The organism is Macrococcus bovicus, assembly GCF_004359575.1.
GTDB classification, from domain to species: Bacteria; Bacillota; Bacilli; order Staphylococcales; family Staphylococcaceae; genus Macrococcus; species Macrococcus bovicus.
In genome coordinates this window covers 76,573-93,758 of sequence record NZ_SCWF01000004.1, presented here as the reverse complement: position 1 = coordinate 93,758, position 17,186 = coordinate 76,573, and the positions used below count along the sequence as shown (strand labels likewise).

Sequence of the window (17,186 nt, the reverse complement as noted above, 5' to 3'; positions counted from 1 at the left end):
ATAGAACTTATGGAAATTTAGGGAACTGATCGAAGTCCGGCTGACGTTTCTCCTTGAATGCGTCACGGCCTTCTTTCGCCTCATCTGAAGTGTAGTAAAGTAATGTAGCGTCACCTGCAAATTGCTGCAGACCTGCTAAGCCGTCCGTATCTGCATTCATGGCAGCTTTCAGGAAACGGAGCGCTGTCGGTGAATGCTGCAGGATCTCTTTACACCATTTCACTGTCTCATCTTCGATATCCGCTAACGGCACCACTGTATTGACCAGACCCATCTCCAGTGCTTCCTGTGCATTGTACTGACGGCATAAATACCAGATTTCACGTGCTTTTTTATGACCGACGATGCGTGCCAGGTAACCTGAACCGTAACCTGCATCAAATGAGCCGACTTTAGGACCTGTCTGACCGAAGCGTGCATTGTCAGCAGCGATAGTTAAGTCACAGACGACATGCAGCACATGGCCGCCACCGATGGCATAACCGCGAACCATCGCGATGACCGGTTTAGGGATGACACGAATTAAACGCTGTAAGTCAAGAACATTTAGACGTGGAATGTTATCGTCACCTACGTAACCGCCGTGGCCGCGGACTTTCTGGTCACCACCTGAACAGAATGCCAGATCGCCTTCTCCTGTCAAGATGATGACACCGATACGCTGATCATCGCGTGCGCGTGAAAATGCATCGATCATTTCCATTACTGTGTTCGGTGTGAATGCGTTACGGACGTGCGGACGGTTGATCGTGATCTTACCGATACCCTCGAAATATTCATATTTAATTTCTTTGTATTCTTTGACTGTTTCCCAGACTCTAGACATGATATGCCTCCTTCATGAATTCTAATACTATTGTATCAAAAATTTCGGGATGTTCCACATGAATTGAATGACCCGCCGTCACTTCGATGTGCCGGCTGTCTTTGATACGCTGTGTCATCTCCTTATTGATGGTCCTGAATTTGTCGTCAAGTGTCCCCGTCAACAGCAGCACCGGACCATTGAGCCTCGAGAGTGCCGGCCATAAGTCCGGCTGACTGCCCGTGCCGTAGTCAGTGAGGGCTTTTTGCAGGGCTGCCGGCATCTGACTCCTTCTGATGGCGCTCAGTTTCCGGCGGCTGTCTTCATTCAGCGGCGCGGCCGTCTTAAAGAGCGGCAGACGCTCCCAGTACTGCACGAACTGCTCATAATCCTCGGTGAGACGCTCGCCACGCGTCTGGTCGAGCCGTCTCCGTTCCGCCCGGTCAGCAGCGTTCTGAAGTCCAGGTGACGCGCTTTCCAGAATGAGGCCCTGGACAGGATATTTCAGGGCATAGTAAAGGGCAATCCGTCCCCCCATGGAATAGCCATATAGCATCACGCGCTGATAGCCGGCGTGACTGATGACCTCATGCAGCTGATCTGCAATCCAGTCAAAGGACCATGTCTCAACTCTATCACTCCGGTCAGCGCCGTGCCCCGGCAGATCCACCCTTAAAATATCTGTCTGACCCTGCAGACGGCGAACAGCTTCTGTATAAGTACGGCTGTCACTCATAAAGCCGTGCAGCATCACCAGCAGCGTCTCATGTCCACCTTTTGTCCAGTGACTATGCATTGAGGGCCGCCTGTGCTGCTTGATACAGTGCCTGATGCGCCTCGTAGTTGGCCGTGCGGTCTGTTCTGACTTCGTAGAGCACATGCGTTTCTTCCGGCAACTTCATGTCCTCATCCGCCAGACGATATTCCAGATCATATAAAGCAGCGACATGGCTGAAATCAAGTCCGAGCGGCGTGCCATATAACCGTTCAAACAACGCCTCTTCTTCACGCTGCGGCAGGTAACTGAAGATACCGCCTCCATCATTATTCAGCACGATGACGCGTATATCAGACTGTTCAAGCTTATGCATGATCAGGCCGTTCATATCATGATAGAGCGATATATCGCCGATAAAGAGATTGACTGTCTCGTGCGCCGCCATACCTAGCGCGGTTGAGACCACACCGTCTATACCGTTAGCGCCCCGGTTACAATAAGCACGGCCGCGCTGCATAAAGGTATCGCCGTCCCGGATCGGCATACTGTTACCGAAGAAAATAACTTCATCTGCCGGAATCTGTTGCAGCAGCTTAGCCACAGCGGTTCCTTCATCTGTGACTGTACGGATATGCGACTCAATGACGTCAGACAAAGCGTGCTCGAGCTGCTGGAAGACGCTGACCAGGTCATGCTTGACCTCTGCTTCAAGCTTAAGCATGGATTTAAAGAAGGCGGCGGGCTGCATATTGAAGTGATAGGGCGGCACGACCGGAAAGGTATCGGGTTCACTTTTCTCCTGCACGAGTATCTGCGGACACGTCTGCTTCGTCAGCCACTGATTGAGCTGTTTGGAGACGACCGGTTTTCCGACACGGATGATGAAACCCGGTCTGATCGTCTGCTGACTTTTAAACAGCGTATCCGCCGTCCGGACGAGATGAGGATGATCCAGTCCTCTAAGCTGGCTCAGCACATCGGCAAGAACCGGCAGCTTGAACTGTTCAGCCGCTTCAAGCACATGGTCAAGCTTCTGATGCTGACAGTCACCGACAACCATGACACCGTTACCCGCTTCCAGCAGCGGTCTAAGCGCACTTAAGTCCACTGTCCGTTCCTCCTCAAAGACAGCCACAGGTTCAGGGGTCAGCAGTTCGCCTGCCGTCAAGTCCGGAATCAGCGGTTCACGGAACGGCACATTGAAATGGACCGGCCCTCTGTCTGCACCTTCAAAGTGATATGATGCCTGCAGCATCGTGGCTTCAATCAGGTCATGGGGCGCATCGTAGAGATCCGCCAGCGGAAAATCGATTTCAAACTTGACGAAATTCGAATACATTCTGACTTGATCGACTGCTTGCGGCGCGCCGACATTTCTCAGTTCATGCGGGCGGTCACCCGTCAGCACGACAAGGGGCAGCTGACTGATATAGGCTTCCGTAACGGCAGGCGTGAAGTTACTCGCTGCTGTCCCGGATGTACAGATGACCGCTACAGGGCGTTCTGTCGCCTTGATCAGACCGAGCGCAAAGAATGCCGCGCTTCTTTCATCCGGATGAATATAGGTCTTCAGCTCAGGATGCACTTCGCTGGCCATAGCAAGCGGCGTTGAGCGTGAGCCCGGCGAAATCACGACTTCTCGCACGCCGTAATCATAGAGTCGTTTAATCAGTTGATAGACTTGTCTGGTTAATGCTTCATTTTTCATTCTGTCACTCCTAAAAGCTGCAGCATCGGCTTGAATTTAGTTTCGGTCTCATCGAATTCAGCTTCTGGTACACTGTCTTCTACTACACCGCACCCTGCAAAGAGCACGGCGATATTTTCCTTAATAAGCATCGAGCGGATAGCGACAACAAATTCACCCTCGCCATCAGCTGTCACATATCCCATCGGCGCACCGTAGAAGCCGCGGTCACCTTCTGCCTGTTCGATAAATGTCGCTGCCGCCTCTTTCGGAAAGCCGCCGAGTGCCGGCGTCGGATGCAGGGCATGACTGATGCTCAGCACATTCCCTTTTTCCAGCTGTGCCGTAATCGGTGTATAAAGATGATAGACGAAGCGGTTCGTCATGATTTCAGGAGCATCAGGTAGATTCATGCGGGATGTGAAGGGCTCAATATCTGCAGTGATACTTCTGACGACAATATCATGCTCCACTCGATTCTTAGCGTCATTCATTAATTTCTGTGCGGCCTGGTCTATCTCTCTTGCCATCGTGCCGGCGATTGCATTCGTTGACAGCTGATGATCCTCGACTTTGACCAGCTGCTCAGGGGTACGTGAGACAAATGTACTTTCCTGTTCTTCCAGCAACAGAAAATAGCTGTATTCCTCATTCTGCAGTCCGCGCTCTATCAGCCATGCACTATCCACCGGTGCATCCATGACCACTTTCTTCTGTCTGGATAAGACGACCTTATCAAACTGCCCGGCTTTCATCGCTTCAACAGCTGTCGCAACGTTGTGCAGGAACTGCCCTTCATTCAGGTTGGCGACAGACTGCACGACTGGTGCTTTGATCTCGTCGTCTGAACGCCAGTTTAAGATTTCCTCATCGGTCATATCTGTATAAGTGTATGTCAGCTGATTATGCTGGCAGCGTATCTGAATCTTCGGCCAGATGAAATGACTATGCCCGAACGCATCAAATAAGGAACTGTCTCCGGCATCAAACTGAAAGCCGCCGAAGAGACGGATATGATGCGGTTGTTCCGCTTGATCAAGCAGTGCCTGGAACTGCTCTGTAATCAGCTCGGGATTACGGCTCTCATCCTTAATGATATAAGCATGTCCAAGACCGATCAGCCATTCACTTTTATCTTTATTCATATAGAAATAACGCTCACCCTTATAGCGGGCAGCGGCCTTGAACAGTTCAGCGGGTGATTCATAGGCGCCTGCCTGCTCTTTAATTTGAATATTTCCTGTCGACATACATTCAGCTTCTTTCAAATTCTTTTTAGTCCTATCTATTTTACCATTTTTAAGTCTTCTGCGTAGGATTCTCGCTCCTGCATTGACTAAGATTTCAATAAAGCATAAAATTTAAGCAGATATGAAGGAATAGGAGCTTAAAAATGTCAGAACATCTTGCTACACACACAGGTTTCAAAAAATATTATCATCTGATGCGACCCCATACCCTGACCGCTTCATTTGTACCGGTCCTGGTCGGTACAGCGGCAGCAAAAGTGTTCGGTGATGTCCGTTTCGACCTGCTCATTGTCATGCTGATCGCCTGCCTGCTGATCCAGGCGGCAACGAATATGTTCAATGAATATTTCGACTATAAACGCGGACTGGACGATCATACGTCCGTCGGCATCGGCGGGGCTATCGTCCGTAACGGCATGTCGCCAAAATCCATCTATAACCTGGCGGTCGCTTTCTATATTATCGCAGCGATTCTCGGCCTTTATATTTGCTCGCAGTCATCATGGCTGATCCTGCTCGTCGGCATCGTCTGCATGGCAGTCGGCTACTTCTATACGGGCGGCCCCGTGCCTATCTCCTGGACACCTTTCGGCGAAATCTTTGCAGGCTTCTTTATGGGCTTTGTGATCATCATGATCACGTTCTATATTCATACCGGTCATTTAAGCGTCTATCCGGCCGTACTGAGCATTCCGGTCTCCATCAATATCGGTATGATCAATATGGCCAACAATATCCGCGACCGGGTGAAAGACAAGATCAGCGGCCGCAAGACCTTTGTCATTCTGGTCGGAAAAAATATCGCCATTATCACTATGGCCATCCTGTATGCGCTCAGCTTTATCATCATTCTTTATGTGACCTTCACGAAAAATTATGGTTCTCTCTTCCTGCTCATTGTCTTTCTGAGCGCGAACCTGCCGGTCAAAGCAGTCAGACGTTTCTTCAAAGGCGATCAGCCGATCGAACTGATGCCAGCCATGAAAGTGACCGGACAGTTCAACACTGTCTTCGGCTTCCTGCTGGCTATCGGCATCTACTTATCCGCTATTACAGGTATATAAAAAAGACCGAATCCATGGATTCGGTCTTTTTGCTTAGCTGAAACGGTAAAATTCAGTCATGCGGTCCGCAACAGCCTGTGCATCTTCAGCTGTCACTTCTCCTTTAAGGCCGGACTGCGTCAAATCAATTTCATAGGATTTTTCATCATAGTCCAGGATCACTGACGTTCCACGTGCAGTGATTGCTTTTGGTGCGACTTCTTTCACTTCATCTTCTTCATGATGTTCACGGTAATCAACACCGAACTGACCTGCTTTCAGTTCTGCATACTGCACAAGTTTGTCAATATTCATCTTATTTTCCTTCATGATTCCGCCTCCTAAATGTTATGACTTCTTCATTTTAATGAATTCAGTCAGCTTAGGCAAATCCTCTTTAAGGATGCCGCGGACATTGTAATTTTTAGTCCCCATATTCTTACGGGCCACTTTCAGAAACAATGAGCCATATATACCATTGTCACTTTCGTCCATCCGCTCAAAATCCACTTGCGCAATTTTGTTGAATTCAATTTCGTCAAAATGAATGATTTTAGCGCGCTCTTTGCTATGTATCAGCATCAGACGGTCTGCCAGCACAATAACCAGCCCTTTCTGGTTCAGGTTCAGCTGACTGGCTGAAGCGAGATAGACGAGTTCATGATTCTTTATCTCTGAACAGTACACTTTTAAAAGCTTGATAAAGAAACGGCGTTCGCTCTTTTTAATTTTTTTGAAGGTTTTGGAGAATGTTTTATAAGTCAAAGGGTAATCAAGCTGTTCCAGCGCCTGACGTATTGTCATTTTCTTTTTTTTCATATCATACACCAATCTTGTTCAAGAATTATACTTATTATAGCTACAAACCCCAAAAATTTCTATGTAAAATAAAAAAGCCTTTTAAATTAAAGGCTTTGGTAACGGAGGGCAAGGGATTCGAACCCTCGAAACGCTTGTGACGTTTACACACTTTCCAGGCGTGCTCCTTCGGCCAGCTCGGACAACCCTCCATAAAAAAATCAGAAGCGATATTTCACCTCTGATATATGACCCCTACGGGATTCGAACCCGTGTTACCGCCGTGAAAGGGCGGTGTCTTAACCGCTTGACCAAGGGGCCTGGCTCCACAGGTAGGACTCGAACCTACGACCGATCGGTTAACAGCCGATAGCTCTACCACTGAGCTACTGTGGAATTATAATGGAGCGGGTGATCGGAATCGAACCGACGACATCAGCTTGGAAGGCTGAGGTTATACCATTTAACTACACCCGCATAAACAAAGGGCGACTGATGGGAATCGAACCCACGAATGTCGGAACCACAATCCGATGCGTTAACCACTTCGCCACAATCGCCAGAAATGGTGGCTCAGGACGGAATCGAACCGCCGACACATGGATTTTCAATCCATTGCTCTACCGACTGAGCTACTGAGCCATAATGGCGGTCCCGACGGGAATCGAACCCGCGATCTCCTGCGTGACAGGCAGGCATGTTAACCGCTACACCACGGGACCACTTATAATTGCGGGAGGCGGATTTGAACCACCGACCTTCGGGTTATGAGCCCGACGAGCTACCAGACTGCTCCATCCCGCGTCAATAAAAAATGTTACTCAGCTAATATATCATTTACTGTATTTACGAGTCAATTATTAAAAAGTGTAAATAGTTAAACGTTATTGCTGCGCCGTTTTGAAAGGACTTTTTAAGTATATAAAGAAATTGTAAAGACGTCAACAATAAATTGAAAACAATAAGACATCCGGACAGTCAGTGACTGGCCGGATGCCGATATGGTTATTCAGTTATCGTATCAAGGAGCAGGTAGACAAGCGGAATAATGATGAGTGTCAGAAATGTACTGAACAATAGGCCACCGATGACGACGATACCCATCGGCTGATTGATTTCTCCGCCGTCACCCAGTCCGAGCGCGACAGGAATCAGACCAAGAATCGTTGTCAGGGCTGTCATCAGAATCGGCCTTGTGCGCAGTGCCACTGATTCAGTGACTGCATCAAGCTTGCTCAGTCCTGTCCGCCTTCTCTGATTGATGAAATCGACCAGCACGATACCGTTATTGACAACAATTCCGATCAGGACGAGCATGCCAATCATCACCGACAGACTGAGCGGAATATGGGTCAGGAGCATGCTCAGTGCAATTCCGATAATCGTCAGAGGAACTGTCATGAGAATAATGAACGGATACTTGAACGACTCAAACTGCGCTGCCATCACGAAATAGACGAGCAGTACGGCGAGCACGAGCGCGAGAATCAGATCGTCCTTTGAATCATCAATAAGGGCTTGATCGCCTGAAGCCGTGAGTTCTGTCTCATCATCCAACTTCTCAGCTGCCTGATCAACAGCTTGTCTGACTTCTGACGTAGAAGTGCCTGATTTCAGGTCCAATGTATATTGTATCGCCGGGTTCTTGTCTATCGTCTCTATTTTGACCGGACTATCCATTTTTACGGTCTTTGACACTTCCTTCAGCGTGACCGTTTTTTCGTTATTCTTACCGATCATTATATCATCCAGCTGATTTTCAAGGATCTGCGCCGGCATACGTAGTGAGACATCTTCAAGTTGATCATTTAGTGTCATAGTGAACAGGAACTGCCCACGCATCAATGTACTGATCTCAGTCGCCACTTCGCTTGCGTTCAGCTGCTTTTCAGCTAGCTTTGCTCTATCCAGAACGATGACCTGCTCTTTTGTCGTCTCCATCAGGTTGTTCTGCACAGCCACCACACCATTAATGTCACGAAGTGCGGATGTGAGTTTCTTTTCATCTTTCAGCAGCAGCTGACGTGAAGGATGCGACAGATTAAACGTATACGTCTTAGCATCAGTACCTGTAGAACTTGAATTCTGCAGATTGACTTCTGCTTCTTTTTCATAAGTACGGGCTATCTTCTGCAGTTCCGGTCTTACTTTATCACTGACTTCACTGGTTGAGATGTCACGGTCATTCAGCGGCTTCATTTTGATATAGATCGTTCCTTTATTATCGCTGGTCTGTCCTGTTACACCGCCTCGTTCAGACACAGCAGCCACACTCAGTGTGTAATCTATCGACGGCTCGCGTTCCAGATAGACGGTCATCTCTTTCAACGCATCACGAGTTACCGATTTCTCTACGCCATTGCCCATATCCACATTCACTGTCATAAAGCCTTCATCTGTCTCAGGCAGAAAGATCATACCCGCTCTGAGAAGACTGAAGATACTCAGCACAATAAGCGCCAGAACACTCATTAACGTCAGTGCTTTATGCTGCAGAGCACCTTCAAGCAGACGGCCGATTACTTTTTGATAGGCAGGCTGTCCGATTGCTTTTGGATTTTTAAGAAAGCGGCTTGCAAGCATCGGTACGACCGTCAAGGCCACTACAAGAGAAGCAATCAGACTGAAAGCAATCGTCGCAGAAAATTCCTTGAAAATATCACCGATAATACCGGAAATAAAGACCACCGGCAGAAAAACAACAACTGTTGTCAGCGTGGAGCCAGTGATCGCACCTGCTACTTCACGAGCACCAGCATAGGCCGCTTCTTTCGGGTTTCTGCCCATCGACAGGTGCCGGTTGATATTCTCGATAACGACAATCGCATTATCAACCAGCATGCCAACACCTAGCGCCAGTCCGCCTAGTGTTAAGATATTAAGCGTAAAGCCTGAGAAGAACATCAGTACAAAGGTGAAGATGACAGAATACGGAATAGCGACTGCAATAATCAACGGACTTCTTATATTTCTCAGAAAGAGAAATAGGACTGCCATAGCGAATAATGCACCTAATAGAAGTGCTGTACCGATTGACTGAATCGAACGGTTGATATAGTCACCCTGGCTGAAAAGGACAGTTGCTTCTATGTTTTTGTAGACCGGGCTATCCAGTTTATCTTTCAGTGTCTTTTGAAAATCATTTGCCACTTGTGTCGTATCGGCATTTGACATCTCCAGCACATTTACGAGGACAGCAGGCTGACCTGCAGCACGAGTGATGCTCTTCGGCTGCACAGTCTGCTCTTTAACAGTCGCTACATCCTTCAGCCGGACTTCTTCGTTCATGACTGCAGCAAGTGGCAGCTCTTTCAGCTGATCCAGACTGCGGACATCTGACAGAACACGTGTCGATATAACTCGGTCATCTTGTACGATATTCGTTCCGGCAAGACTGATATCCTGACTCGCAATCAATTTCGCAAGCTGGCTGAACGTCAACCCTGTCTTCTTCAGTTTGTCAGGGTTGACTGTAATCGCCACTTCCTTCGTCAGCCCCCCATTAGTATCTACTGAGGCGACACCATCAATCCGCTTCAGTTCTTCAGTCAGACTCTCTACCCTCTCGTTGAATTCATTGACGGGCATATCGGAACTCAGACCAAACTGGATGACAGGCAGCTGAGATGGATCGAACTTCAGAAAACGGGGTTTGGCCGCATCATCAGGCAAATTGACGTTACCGATTTTCTGCAGAACATCTGTCTCGATATCCTTGACACTGGTATTCCAGTCCAGTTTAAGCAGAATCAGACTTGATCCTTCCTGCGATTGGGTAGAAATCTCATCTAATCCCTGTAAAGTAGACAGCTCCTGCTCAAGAGGTGCCGATACTTTCTGCTGGACTTCCTCCGGCCCGGCATTCGGATAGCTGGTCACTACTACAGCTACCGGAGGATTGATGTCAGGAATCAGCTTCAGCGGGATACGGGTCAACGAAATAACGCCAAGTATAAGCACAAGCAGCATTGTAATCGTCGTCATTACAGGGCGTTTAATACTGAGTTTAATCAAATTCATGGAAACTCCTTTTTATTTTTATTATTCCTTATTCTGTAGCCGAGGTCACGTCTTAAGCCTTAATGTCTGTCCATGAAAAAAGCTGATCCCATTCAAGGAATCAGCTTTTCTCAATCTGGTGAACAAGATGTGTTAAAATATCGCAGTACGGCGTTGGGATACTGAACTCACGGCCATACTTTGCCACCCGGCCTGTCAGAAAGTCTACCTCTGTCTTTCGGCCGTTCTGAATATCCTGATGCATAGATGGATAGTGCAGCCCCACTACTTCCGGACTGTATATGGCATGAAATTTATTCAGAGTCGCGTCGAAATCAAGTCGCGCCCCTTTTCGTTCACCGACTGCAATGATTTCTTTCATTAGCGGAATCAGCATATCATCAGCATATGGATAGGCGCCGAACTCCCCGATTTTCTTATCGGTCACTGCGCAATACGTATTGAAGCAGCAGTTGACCAGCGCCTTATTCCAGATGCTCGTAACGATGTCCTCACTGATCCTGCCATTCAGTTGTGCCTCGTCAAAGATAGCATTCAGTTCCTTGACGAAATCATCTACTGTGCCGTCCATGCGACCGAATTCAATATTGCCTGTCCCTTCAAGCGTCACTTCGCCGGGTCCATTGAAGCCTGCAGACCACATCGTCACAGCGAGCAGTATTTTGTCATCGGCTATATATTTTCTGAGCAGGTCCCCGTGACCGAGACCATTCATCATCGACATGACATTCGTCTCTGCCGTGATGACCCCTTGTGCCATCAGCTGCTTGATCTTCTCTTCAGCGGCCATCGCTTTAGTCAGCACAATCACCAGGTCCACCGGCATACTATAGTCTTTAAAGCTTCTGATCGACACAGGATGATATTCTGTTTCTCCTAGGGTATGGACTTTCAGACCATGCGCCGTCACCGCATCAATATGCGTCTGCCAGTCATCCAGAAGCACCACATCCTGACCTGCCTGAGTCAAATATAATCCCACTCTGCTGCCCATTGCACCTGCGCCTGCTACTGCTATTTTCATCTTATCAGTCCCTTCCATTTGTTATGTTCATTATATCACAAACTTTTACTGGCCTTCATATTCTTAAGTGTGATTTAAATAAATAGACACAAAAAAACCATCACAGACGTGATGGTTTTATAACGGAGTAGGAGAGATTTGAACTCTCGCGCCGGTTACCCGACCTACACCCTTAGCAGGGGCGCCTCTTCAGCCACTTGAGTACTACTCCATGGCTCCACAGGTAGGACTCGAACCTACGACCGATCGGTTAACAGCCGATAGCTCTACCACTGAGCTACTGTGGATTAATTTTTAAGACAAATATTATTATAACAACTACAGCTTTTTTTACAAGGCTTTTAGTAAATTTTTTTATAGAAGATTTACACCTGCTGATCCAAGAGCGCATACATGGCGAGGACTTCGTAGATATTCATATTCGCTTTCTTATAGTCAATTTCACTCTTCAGCTTATCGTTTTTCAGTGATTTGGTACGCAGGCAATATTCAAGCTTCAACGTATGCAGATACTGGGTATTAATGATGTGATGGCTGACCGGAAAGACCATCTCACTGCCGTCATCAAAGGTAATCCGTGTATCGTTGAATTTCCCCTTACCGTAGGAGCTGATCAGCAGCAGGTTGAACCAGTAGCCCTCAGCGACCCGGTCACTATGGCTCGGAAAGAAATAGGTGGAGGTCTCCGGCTTGATGACAATCGGTGGCTTATGGCAGATATCTGCGATGATACGCGTCGTCTCTTTCCTTGCGACATATGTCGTGTTATAGAAATGGCAGGACTGTTCTATGATCGTCAGAGGTTTCTGGTCAATCACTACAGGGTTTTTCCCGTATTCCTTAATCTCTGATTTCAGTTTATGACCTTCAATAATCGGTTTGATGTACATCGTTGTCTCTCTGATAATATATCGAAAAGTCGCCATTTAGTCCTCCAGGGGTTTTTAGTCAATTATACTCATTTTCATTATAAATTACCTTAAAATATGTTTAATTTACAATTTTTACTTTATTGTCAAAAATGATATATTTCCTCATTTAATTTTCAGAATATTCTTGTAACGAGTTTGATTTTCAGTTATAATGGGAACAATTATTCAAAAGGAGGCGTTCACTATGCAACAGTTAAATCAAAATGGTCTTGAGATGTTTATCGGCAATTTAAACAATCTATATATTGAGCTGCTGATTGAAGATGCGATGCGCGAGAATCAGAAAAGGGAATACCAGCAGTTGATTGAAGAATCCCTCCTTAACCATAATGAACAGGATTTCCTGTTATATACGACAGCGCTGAAAAAGCTGGAGGCTATATAGATGTCTACTAATCATCGTGAATAAAAATAAGAGATTAACCACTATGTGATTAACCTCTTATTTTTTTATGCCAGCAGGCTGAGAAATTCCTCTCGTTCCACGCGCCCGAAGTAATGAGCGAAATCAATATCTGCAATTGCCTGTGCCACGGCCTGTGTCTGATGCGGGACACCGACCAATCTATTTTCTATTTCCTTGATTTCCCCTACTCCAAAGAAGTCGCCGAATATTCTGGCTTCAGTGATCAGCCCTTTTTTCACATTTAATTTCAGGTCGACCAGTCCGCCCGGGAATTTCTGCTTGGATTCATAGTTGTAAGCGGGATTCTTGCCGTAGTTCCATTCAAATGTCTGATACTTCTCACGGCTTAGCTGGTGAATGGCCTGCCAGTCCTCTTCAGATAAGACATATTCCTCAACATTGCCTTCAAAGATATGGTTCAGCAGTCGTTCCTTGAACGCTTCCATAGAAATGGGCTCATCCAGAAACTCTGTGATGTTCGCGACGCGTGAGCGGATGGAACGGATGCCCTTTGTAATCAGCTTCTCTTCACTCACTGACAGACTTCTGACAACTTCATCAATGTTGCTGTCCAGCATCAGCGTGCCGTGTGAGAACATGCGGTCTTTGGCCTGGAACATCGCATTGCCGGAGATCTTACGGCTGCCGACCTGCAGATCATTACGGCCGGACAGCTCTGCTTTCACACCCATCTCATTGAGTGCTTCCACAATCGGCATCGTGAATTTCTTGAAGTTATGGAAGCTATCCTCATCAGCATGCGTCACAAAGCTGAAGTTCAGGTTTCCCAGATCATGATAGACAGCGCCGCCGCCTGAGATACGTCTGACGATATGGATATGATGTTCATCGACGTACTTCTGATTGACTTCTGCATAAGTATTCTGATTCTTGCCGATGATGATGGATGGTTCATTGACATAGAACAGAAAATAGGAGTCATTCGTTAGATTGTTCAGGATATACTCCTCCATCGCCAGATTGATGCGTGGATCCGTAATGTTATTGTTGCTGATAAATTTCATAAGATAGCCTCCTTTTTTCTGACAGTACCAAAATAAAGACAATTACGCAATGTAATTGTCTTTATTGATTTCTTCTGCTGCTGATTTCGCCTGAGCGATGCAGTCTGGAAGGCCGACTGCCTCAAAGGAAGCCCCGGTCAGTATCAGGCCAGGATAGGTTTCTCTCATATACCGCTGAATCGCATGAATGCGGTCAATATGACCCACTTCATACAGTGGCATACTATTCATCAGACGTGTCACAATGGTGAATTCCGGCTCACCGTTGATATCCATCATCTTGTCTAGGTCACGGCGTGCCAGCTTCACTAGTTCTGCATCGTCATGATCCCTGACCACTGTATCACCCGGGCGACCGACATAAGCCCGTAAGAGGACCTTGCCCGCCGGTGTTGAGTGCGTCCACTTCTTACTTGTCCATGTACAGGCAGTGATCACCGTATCAGAATTACGGGCGATGACAAAGCCTGTTCCATTCTCCTCATTCTTCACCTGTGATTCGTCAAATGCCATGACGACAGTCGCCACACTTGTAGTCTCCATATGCTTGAAATAACGAAGGGGCGCATCTTCAAACCACTTGCTGAAAACGGTATGCGGCACAGTGACAATCACTCTGTCATAATACGTTTCCTGTCCGTTTACGGTGACCAGATAGCCGTCTCCTGACTGCTGAACGGCTGTCACCTCACTGTTATAGCGGATCTTGGCTCCTTTGTCAGTCACTGTCTCTGCTAAACGGTCGATAAAGCTCTGAAGACCGTTTCTGAACTGACGGAACTGACCCTTCGTTTCAGTTTTTTTAGGGGCTTTCTTCTTCTGGTCACGCATGCCCTTGATGAGACTGCCATGCGTCTCTTCCTGCTCCTTGAAGTTAGGAAATGTTGATTTCAAGCTGAGTCTATCGATATCTGCACCGTAAATACCTGACAATAACGGCTCAATCAGATTCTCAAGCGCTTCGTTGCCTAAACGTTTTCTGAAAAAAGCACCGACAGAGATATCAGTCGTCATCTTGTCCGGCTTGATGAAGTAATCCATACCCGCGCGTACTTTACCGAGGGGCGACAGCAAGCGTGTCTCAAGAAATGGCTTGATTTCTGTCGGAATCCCCATAATGGAGCCGCCCGGCATCGGGTACAGCTGATTCTTCGCATAAATATACGACTGCCCGGTCTGATTGGCCACGATATCGTCACCTAGACCGATGGCAGTGGCGAGTTCTGTCATGATTGATTTGCGGGCGAGATAGGATTCAGGTCCCAGTTCTATCGTATAGCCGTCCCGCTGATAAGTCTTAATCTTGCCACCTGGACGGTCAGACTGCTCTAAAACTTCTATCTCTGCATCTTCCAGATAATAGGCTGCTGACAGTCCCGTAATACCTGCACCAATGATTGCGACTTTCTTCATTACGATTCACTTCTTTTCTTATGATTTTAATACTGACTTGATCTCGTCAACCATCGCACCGATAAAGAGAGGATGAGTGCCCGGCATCTCAGGACGGTAGTAATTGACGCCTAGCTCATCACAGATCACTTTACATTCTACGTCGTTGTCATAGAGCACTTCTAAGTGTTCACAGACGAAGCCCACCGGTGTATAGATGAAGTTCTTATAGCCATGCTGTTCATACAGTGCACGTGTTAAATCCTGCACATCAGGCCCAAGCCATGGATCCGGCGTATTCCCTTCTGACTGCCAGCCACGTTCAACATGGATGATGTTGGAATGTTCCGCGATAAGCTTTGCTGTCTCAGCCATCTGCTCCGGATACGGGTCTCCTGCCGCCTTGATTTTCTCCGGCAGACTATGCGCGCTGACGATCAGCACGGTCTCCTGCCAGTGCGGTTCAGTGATGCGGTCGAGCGTCGTATTGACCTGTTCCGTCCAGTACTGAATGAACTTCTCCTGACGATAGAAATCTGTTACATGCTGCAGTTTGATGCCGTATTTCTCTGCTTCTTCCGCCGCCCGTTTATTATAAGAACCTACTGAGAAGTTGGAATAATGTGGCGCCAGGACAATGGTGACCGCTTCAGTGACACCATCATCAGCCATCTGTTTAACCGCATCTTCAATAAAAGGTGCAATATGCTTGAGACCGATATACAGTGTGTAATCATCACCTGTCTCCTTGTTCAGCGCATCGCGCAGTTCCTCTGCCTGACGTTCTGTCATCCCCGCCAGAGGTGAGATGCCACCGATAGCCTGATAGCGGTCTTTTAAATCCTGCAGTGCTTCTTCAGACGGTCGACGTCCACGTCTGATATGTGTGTAGTACGGTTCAATGTCCTCTTCTTTGTACGGCGTGCCATATGCCATAACCAGTAACCCTTTTTTCCCCATGGTCAAGCTCCTTTATTTTTTGTATTGTGCTGAATAATCGTGAACGAATTCAGAGACGCGGCGCAGCGTATCCGGCTGCACTTCCGGGAAGACACCGTGTCCTAAATTGAAGATATAGCTGTCTGACTGCAACCCCTGATCTAATATGCGTTTCAGATGTGACTCAATGACCGGCCAGGGCGCAAGCAGAATGGCCGGATCCAGGTTACCCTGTAAAGTCTTCGTAATCCCTTTTGCACGTGCTTCTTCTATCTGCAGACGCCAGTCAAGACCGAGTACGTCGACCGGCAGTGCGTTCCATTCTTCTATTAAGTGACTTGCACCGACACCAAATGTTGTAACCGGCACATTCTTCTCTTTAATGCCCGCGAAAATACGGTGCATGTGCGGCGCGATAAATTCATGATAGTCTGCTCTATTAAGTGCGCCGACCCATGAATCAAAGACTTGAATCATCTTGCAGCCTGCATCAATCTGTGCGTGTGTGTAGGTGATGCACATATCGCTCAGCTTCTCCATCAGCAGATGCCAGGCTTCAGGCTGCTCATACATCATCGCCTTCGTCTTGTTGTAGTTCTTGGAAGGACCGCCTTCTATCATATAGCTGGCAAGTGTGAAAGGTGCACCCGTGAAACCGATCAAAGGCACATTCAGCTGTTCAGTCGTCAGCAGTCTGATCGTATCCAGAATATAAGGTACATCTTTTTCCGGGTGGATTTCCCCTAGACGCTCGACGTCTTGAATAGAGCGGATAGGATTGCCGATGACGGGACCGATACCTGACTTGATTTCGACATCTACTCCGATGGCACCAAGAGGCGACATGATATCTTTATAGAGAATCGCGGCATCTGTATTGTACTGATCCACAGGCAGCTTCGTCACGTAAGCACAAAGCTCAGGATCATGTGTGATTTCAAACAGAGAATGCGTCTCTTTGATCTTTCTGTATTCCGGCTGACTTCTGCCAGCCTGGCGCATAAACCATACCGGCGTATGGGTTGTTTTTTCACCATAGGCCGCCTTTAAAATTGTATCGTTGAATGGCATTTAACCAGTCCTCCTGTGTCTTTTGAATACTCACTATTTTACCATACTCGGACGTAGCCCGTATTCAATTAAGAAT

15 protein-coding genes and 10 tRNA genes are annotated in these 17,186 nt (G+C 47.4%); 2 read left to right on the top strand and 23 right to left on the bottom strand.

Annotation, left to right across the window (positions count from 1 at the left end; translation table 11 throughout):
* Nucleotides 1-7: 7 nt before the first annotated feature.
* From menB to ERX55_RS05505, 4 genes are read right to left on the bottom strand one after another with little or no spacing between them, the layout of a single operon-like run.
* The gene (gene menB / locus ERX55_RS05520; RefSeq protein ID WP_208001507.1) at nt 8-829 is read right to left on the bottom strand and encodes a 1,4-dihydroxy-2-naphthoyl-CoA synthase; all 822 of its coding nucleotides are present in this window, start codon (nt 827-829) and stop codon (nt 8-10) included.
* Complete coding sequence (gene menH, locus ERX55_RS05515; protein ID WP_165983712.1) at nt 819-1,601, bottom strand: 2-succinyl-6-hydroxy-2,4-cyclohexadiene-1-carboxylate synthase; 783 nt, start codon at nt 1,599-1,601, stop codon at nt 819-821. The genes menB and menH overlap by 11 nt, the downstream gene beginning before the upstream one ends.
* Nucleotides 1,594-3,231 carry a 2-succinyl-5-enolpyruvyl-6-hydroxy-3-cyclohexene-1-carboxylic-acid synthase gene (menD, locus tag ERX55_RS05510; RefSeq protein ID WP_133451574.1) on the bottom strand — a complete coding sequence of 546 codons (1,638 nt, stop codon included), beginning with the start codon at nt 3,229-3,231 and terminating at the stop codon, nt 1,594-1,596. The genes menH and menD overlap by 8 nt, the downstream gene beginning before the upstream one ends.
* Nucleotides 3,228-4,460: an isochorismate synthase gene (locus tag ERX55_RS05505; RefSeq protein ID WP_133451573.1), complete on the bottom strand. Its 1,233-nt coding sequence runs from the start codon at nt 4,458-4,460 to the stop codon at nt 3,228-3,230. The genes menD and ERX55_RS05505 overlap by 4 nt, the downstream gene beginning before the upstream one ends.
* A gap of 143 nt (nt 4,461-4,603) precedes the next feature.
* Between ERX55_RS05505 and ERX55_RS05500 the strand changes: the two genes are divergently transcribed.
* Entirely contained in the window at nt 4,604-5,524 is a 921-nt protein-coding gene (locus ERX55_RS05500; RefSeq protein WP_133451572.1) for a 1,4-dihydroxy-2-naphthoate polyprenyltransferase, read from the top strand.
* Between the two features lie 33 nt (nt 5,525-5,557).
* Here ERX55_RS05500 and ERX55_RS05495 read toward each other — a convergent pair whose 3' ends face one another.
* From ERX55_RS05495 to ERX55_RS05425, 15 genes are all read right to left on the bottom strand, one after another.
* Nucleotides 5,558-5,833 (bottom strand): hypothetical protein, encoded by a 276-nt coding sequence (locus ERX55_RS05495; RefSeq protein ID WP_133451571.1) that lies wholly within the window; start codon nt 5,831-5,833, stop codon nt 5,558-5,560.
* An 18-nt stretch (nt 5,834-5,851) separates the two neighbouring features.
* Entirely contained in the window at nt 5,852-6,322 is a 471-nt protein-coding gene (locus tag ERX55_RS05490) for a PH domain-containing protein (protein ID WP_133451570.1), read from the bottom strand.
* A 102-nt stretch (nt 6,323-6,424) separates the two neighbouring features.
* A tRNA-Ser gene (locus ERX55_RS05485) sits at nt 6,425-6,513 on the bottom strand.
* Between the two features lie 37 nt (nt 6,514-6,550).
* Nucleotides 6,551-6,622: transfer RNA gene (locus ERX55_RS05480), tRNA-Glu, on the bottom strand.
* Nucleotides 6,623-6,697, bottom strand: a tRNA-Asn gene (locus tag ERX55_RS05475).
* Between the two features lie 7 nt (nt 6,698-6,704).
* A tRNA-Gly gene (locus tag ERX55_RS05470) sits at nt 6,705-6,778 on the bottom strand.
* A 10-nt stretch (nt 6,779-6,788) separates the two neighbouring features.
* A tRNA-His gene (locus ERX55_RS05465) sits at nt 6,789-6,861 on the bottom strand.
* 6 nt (nt 6,862-6,867) lie between these two features.
* Nucleotides 6,868-6,943 (bottom strand) — tRNA-Phe (locus ERX55_RS05460).
* Nucleotides 6,944-6,947: 4 nt separating this feature from the next.
* Nucleotides 6,948-7,023 (bottom strand) — tRNA-Asp (locus tag ERX55_RS05455).
* A gap of 8 nt (nt 7,024-7,031) precedes the next feature.
* Nucleotides 7,032-7,105, bottom strand: a tRNA-Met gene (locus ERX55_RS05450).
* Between the two features lie 201 nt (nt 7,106-7,306).
* The gene (locus ERX55_RS05445) at nt 7,307-10,321 is read right to left on the bottom strand and encodes an efflux RND transporter permease subunit (RefSeq protein WP_133451569.1); all 3,015 of its coding nucleotides are present in this window, start codon (nt 10,319-10,321) and stop codon (nt 7,307-7,309) included.
* Nucleotides 10,322-10,421: 100 nt separating this feature from the next.
* On the bottom strand, nt 10,422-11,345 hold the full coding sequence (locus ERX55_RS05440) for a 2-dehydropantoate 2-reductase (RefSeq protein ID WP_133451568.1): 924 nt from the start codon (nt 11,343-11,345) through the stop codon (nt 10,422-10,424).
* A gap of 123 nt (nt 11,346-11,468) precedes the next feature.
* Nucleotides 11,469-11,556 (bottom strand) — tRNA-Ser (locus ERX55_RS05435).
* A gap of 1 nt (nt 11,557) precedes the next feature.
* Nucleotides 11,558-11,632 (bottom strand) — tRNA-Asn (locus ERX55_RS05430).
* Nucleotides 11,633-11,710: 78 nt separating this feature from the next.
* Nucleotides 11,711-12,271, bottom strand: coding sequence for a competence protein ComK (locus ERX55_RS05425; protein ID WP_133451567.1), 561 nt, complete (start codon nt 12,269-12,271; stop codon nt 11,711-11,713).
* 190 nt (nt 12,272-12,461) lie between these two features.
* Here ERX55_RS05425 and ERX55_RS05420 point away from each other — a divergent pair, with 190 nt between their 5' ends.
* Entirely contained in the window at nt 12,462-12,662 is a 201-nt protein-coding gene (locus tag ERX55_RS05420; protein WP_133451566.1) for a hypothetical protein, read from the top strand.
* 65 nt (nt 12,663-12,727) lie between these two features.
* Here ERX55_RS05420 and lplA read toward each other — a convergent pair whose 3' ends face one another.
* Genes lplA through hemE form a run of 4 tightly spaced genes read right to left on the bottom strand, consistent with a single transcriptional unit; the run spans nt 12,728 to nt 17,110 of the window.
* Nucleotides 12,728-13,708 carry a lipoate--protein ligase gene (gene lplA / locus ERX55_RS05415; protein ID WP_133451565.1) on the bottom strand — a complete coding sequence of 327 codons (981 nt, stop codon included), beginning with the start codon at nt 13,706-13,708 and terminating at the stop codon, nt 12,728-12,730.
* Between the two features lie 42 nt (nt 13,709-13,750).
* On the bottom strand, nt 13,751-15,121 hold the full coding sequence (gene hemY, locus ERX55_RS05410) for a protoporphyrinogen oxidase (protein ID WP_133451564.1): 1,371 nt from the start codon (nt 15,119-15,121) through the stop codon (nt 13,751-13,753).
* An 18-nt stretch (nt 15,122-15,139) separates the two neighbouring features.
* A complete protein-coding gene (hemH, locus tag ERX55_RS05405; RefSeq protein ID WP_133451563.1) occupies nt 15,140-16,060 on the bottom strand; it encodes a ferrochelatase in 921 nt (306 codons plus the stop codon).
* Nucleotides 16,061-16,072: 12 nt separating this feature from the next.
* The gene (gene hemE / locus ERX55_RS05400; RefSeq protein WP_133451562.1) at nt 16,073-17,110 is read right to left on the bottom strand and encodes a uroporphyrinogen decarboxylase; all 1,038 of its coding nucleotides are present in this window, start codon (nt 17,108-17,110) and stop codon (nt 16,073-16,075) included.
* Nucleotides 17,111-17,186: the final 76 nt, after the last annotated feature.